Annotated in this window: 5 protein-coding genes; 4 read left to right on the forward strand and 1 reads right to left on the reverse strand. The window is 43.3% G+C overall.

Annotated features, from left to right (window positions below; all coding sequences use genetic code 11):
• Positions 1 to 947, reverse strand: a 947-nt coding sequence (locus ACZFYI_RS16310; protein WP_462525191.1) for a zinc-dependent alcohol dehydrogenase family protein, incomplete at its 3' end; no start/stop codon positions are given.
• Positions 948 to 1,089: 142 nt separating this feature from the next.
• Between ACZFYI_RS16310 and ACZFYI_RS16315 the strand changes: the two genes are divergently transcribed.
• The 4 genes from ACZFYI_RS16315 to ACZFYI_RS16330 all read left to right on the forward strand — a co-directional run.
• A complete protein-coding gene (locus ACZFYI_RS16315; protein WP_462525192.1) occupies positions 1,090 to 1,857 on the forward strand; it encodes an SDR family NAD(P)-dependent oxidoreductase in 768 nt (255 codons plus the stop codon).
• Between the two features lie 10 nt (positions 1,858 to 1,867).
• A complete protein-coding gene (locus ACZFYI_RS16320) occupies positions 1,868 to 3,076 on the forward strand; it encodes an acyl-CoA dehydrogenase family protein (protein ID WP_462525193.1) in 1,209 nt (402 codons plus the stop codon).
• Entirely contained in the window at positions 3,073 to 4,104 is a 1,032-nt protein-coding gene (locus tag ACZFYI_RS16325; RefSeq protein ID WP_462525194.1) for a phosphotransferase family protein, read from the forward strand. The genes ACZFYI_RS16320 and ACZFYI_RS16325 overlap by 4 nt, the downstream gene beginning before the upstream one ends.
• 3 nt (positions 4,105 to 4,107) lie before the next feature.
• Positions 4,108 to 4,411 (forward strand): 3-hydroxyacyl-CoA dehydrogenase NAD-binding domain-containing protein (locus ACZFYI_RS16330; RefSeq protein ID WP_462525195.1); only part of this gene is annotated, 304 nt, incomplete at its 3' end.

The following is a 4,411-nucleotide window of genomic DNA, read 5'->3' on the forward strand; positions in this document are numbered from 1 at the left end:
CCGTTTCTTCCACCTTGTTCATAAGCTTCAAGGGCTTCTTTGAATTGCTCCAAAGGAAAAGAATCCTGAACATCCACCTTTACTTTATTGGAAAGAAGATAGGTAAACACAGTTTTGAATACGGTTTTTCTTTGCTCGGCACTCAGACTTTCCATATAGGTTGTCAACCAAAACCCTTCAACTTTTAGGTTTTTGAAAATCAATAAGCCGGAATTCAAAGGAATATTTTCCAAGCTCAACAATCCAAAAACCATCATTTTTCCGCCTGTTTTTAAGCTTGCGATGGCTTTGGCACCGAGAATCCCTCCTACTGCATCAAATACCACAGAAACACCTTCTCCTGTATGTTCGGCAATCACTTTTTGAAGTTTTTCTTTCTCTGTATTGATGACAAGGTCTGCCCCGATATCTTGAAGCATTTCCTTTTGCTCATCCCTACGTACTGTGCAGGCGACTTTGATGCCTTTCTGGTGTGCCATTTGGATGGCGAGTTTGCCAAAAGCCGAAGCTCCTGCAGTGATTAGCAACCAATCACCTTCCTTCAATCCACTTGTTTCAATCATTCCAAATGCAGTCAATGGATTGACAAATGCCTGACATGCCACTTCATCGGTCATGCCCTGCGGAGTCGGAATTACCAATGCTGCAGGAATGCACACATATTCTTTCCAGGTTCCGATAGCCGTAAAAATCACTCTGGTTCCTACGGGTATTGAGTTGCTTTCATCCGATGCATCCACTACTCCCGCAGCTTCAAAACCTGCGCTGCTCGGTAATTTTGGGGTGATGCCATACATACCCCTGACAAACATGATGTCTGAGGGATTGATGTTTCTGGCTGTGACTTTGATTCTTACTTCGTGTGCCTTTGGATTCGGCATGGGTACATCCTCAAGTTGCAATACTTCTGAAGGAAGCCCTGTTTGATGAAAAACTACTTGTTTCATATTCTCTTATGGTGGATTTATTTTCTCTTTTGAGGAATGAAGTTATAAAAAATACTCGGTATGCATAATATTTTTCGAGTCTTGGTAGCCATTAAAGCCTATAATTTTTAACTTGTCATCATCAAAAACCCAAATAACAATTATGGATTTATCAGCATTATTTTCATTGGCAAACAAAGTAGCCATCATTACGGGTGCCAGCAAAGGCATAGGTTTCAGTATTGCAGAGATTTTTGCAGCCGCGGGGGCCAAGGTTGTCATCAGCAGTAGAAAGCAGGACGCATTGGATGAAATGGCCGACCAACTTAGGGGAAAAGGTTATGAGGTTTCTGCCATTGCCTGCAACGTAGGCCGTATGGAAGAAATGGATAGCCTGGTCAAGCAGACTATTGAAAAATATGGGCAAATCGATATTTTGGTCAACAATGCAGCGGTAAACCCTGTCTTTGGTCCGGTACATAATACCACTCCTGAAGCTTTTGACAAAATCATGGATGTCAATGTCAAAGCCCCTTTTTACCTGATGAATTTATGTTTCCCATATCTGAGAGCATCTTCCGGTGCGGCAGTCATCAACATCAGTTCAATAGGCGGTATTTCTCCTGAACAAGGATTGGGAATCTACAGTGTCAGTAAGGCTGCCTTGATTTCCCTCTCAAAAGTATATGCCAAAGAATGGGGAGACCATAAAATCCGGGTCAATACCATCTGTCCGGGATTGATCCAAACCAAATTTTCCGAGGCCCTTTGGAGCAATGATAAAATTATGGAGCACATGATGAAAGCACTTCCGATAAAACGGGTTGGAACCAGCGAGGAAATCGGTGCCATGGCACTGTTTTTAGCTTCCAAAGCCTCATCCTATACGACCGGAGCCACACTGACCGCAGACGGAGGCTTTACCATCTAAATTTGTATTTATGGAATTCAACAAAATATTTGCCTCCAAAGAGGTACATGAATTGGTACTACGTTACCAGGAATTTCTCAAGGTACATGTGGAACCACTTGAACAGGAAGCGATTTATGGTTCATTCAAAGCCGCTTTGCCAAGATTGAAAGCCTTGAGGGAATTGGCAAAAAAAGAGGGACTGTTTGCCCCTCATCTTTCCAAAGAAGACGGTGGATTGGGTTTGGATTTGACTGAGTTTGCGAGCATTTCTGAGGTCCTGGGAAAAAGCCCCATTGGGCATTATATCTTCAACTGCAATGCACCCGACATCGGAAACATGGAACTGATGCACCGTTTTGCAAGCAAGGAGTTAAAAGAAAAATACCTTGTTCCCCTCCAAAAAGGCGAAATCAGGAGCTGCTTTGCCATGACTGAACCCAATAATCCCGGCAGCAACCCGGTTCACCTTTCTACAACTGCTGTTCGTGAAGGAAATGAATATGTCATCAACGGCCATAAATGGTTTACCACTGCGGCTGATGGGGCAGATTTCACAATTGTGATGGCGGTGACCGATCCCAACCATCCCAATCCATACCAAAGAGCAAGCATGATTTTGGTCCCCTTGGATAATCCGGGCTATAAATTGCTGAGAAACATTCCCATCATGGGAGATGTCGGGGAAGATTACCTTTCTCATGGTGAAGTGATGTTTACAGATTGTAGGGTTCCAGTCAGCAATCTGATCGGAGAAGAAGGACAGGGATTTGCCTTGGCACAGGAAAGGTTGGGACCGGGAAGAATTCATCATTGCATGCGTTGGATCGGTATCTGTGAGCGTACTTTGGAACTGATGTGCAAGCGTGCCTTGTCCAGACAATTGGATCCCGGTAAGCCTTTAGCCGGACAACAAACCATCCAAAACTGGATTGCCGAAGCCGCTGCCTCCATCAAAGCTTCCCGCCTTTTGGTCATGATGACGGCCCACAAGATCGAGCAGGAAGGCGCCAAAGCAGCCAAGGAGGACATTTCAACCATCAAGTTCTTTGTTTCAGATGTCTTGATGACTACCCTAGACAAAGCCATTCAGGTACATGGCGCTTTGGGAATTACCGATGATACTTTGCTGTCATTCTGGTACAGACATGAGCGCGGTGCGAGGATTTACGATGGGCCTGATGAGGTACATAAATCAGTTTTGGCAAAAAGAATCCTAAAAAACTATTCCCAAGAATGAACAAAGAACCTCAAGGTCTTGAAAACCTATTTCCATATTTAGAGACAAAACTGAATCTCGATCCCCAAAGCACAGTGATCTCCCAATTTAAAGGAGGTTATTCCAACCTTACTTTTTTGATCAATTCTCCTGATGGTGAATTTGTGCTGAGAAGGCCTCCCTTGGGCATGAAAATCAGTAAGGCACACGACATGGTCAGGGAATACCGGATCTTGGAAGCTTTGGATAAAGCCGGATATGAGAAAATCCCAAAACCTGTCCTATGCTGCGAGGATGAAACAGTGATCGGTGCACCTTTTTTCATCATGGAAAAGGTAGAGGGTTTGATCCTGAGAAATAAAATACCTGAGGGTCTGAATCTCGGAAAGGAGTTTTTCAAAAACCTTTCCAAAAACACCCTTGATGGCATGTTGGATTTGCATCAATTGGAACTTGAAAAATCCGGATTATCCCAATTGGGCAAGCCTGAAGGATATGTGGAAAGGCAGGTTTTGGGTTGGTCAGAAAGGTATTTCAATGCCAAAACCGATGAACTGCCTGAAATGGAAGCAGTCAGTGATTGGCTTAAAACAAATATCCCAAATCAAGAACATGTTGGATTCATCCACAACGACTACAAATTTGACAACCTCGTATTGGCAAGTCCTCAGGATCCTACCATAAAGGCTGTCTTGGATTGGGAAATGGCAACTGTCGGAGACCCTTTGATGGACTTTGGAACTTCCCTCGCCTATTGGGCAGAGGCCGGTGATCCGGATATCCTTAAAATGTTTAACCTGAGCTATGCAGATGGCAATTTTACCCGGGCTGAGGCCATAGCCTATTATGCTTCCAAAAGCCCCCTCAATTTGGAAAATATGATTTTTTATTATACCTATGGTCTATTCAAAGTAGCTGTGATTGCCCAACAGATTTATAAGCGATTTAAACTAGGTTTTGCCCAAGATTCAAGATTTTCCGGATTGATCCTTGTAGTCGAAGCCTGCGGAAAAAAAGCATTGGAAAGTATTCATTCCCAAAAAATTTGAATTATGAAAATCAAAAAAGTTTGTGTTTTAGGTGCAGGTACATTGGGCACCCGAGTGGCATTGCAATCGGCCCTTTCAGGCTATGAGGTGTCAGTTTACGACATCAACCTCAAGGCTTTGAAAAATGCAAAAGAGGTGATGGAAAATATCGTCAAAAAGCTGGCAAAAGCAAGCGGTTTGGAATCAGATTCAGGTTTGATGGCCATTGAAAAAATTACTTTCACCAAAAACCCTGAAGTATCTGTACATGAAGCTGATATCATCAATGAAAGTGTCTTGGAAGATGTAGCTGTGAAAACCGAAGTGT

It is taken from the genome of Aquiflexum sp., from assembly GCF_977115555.1.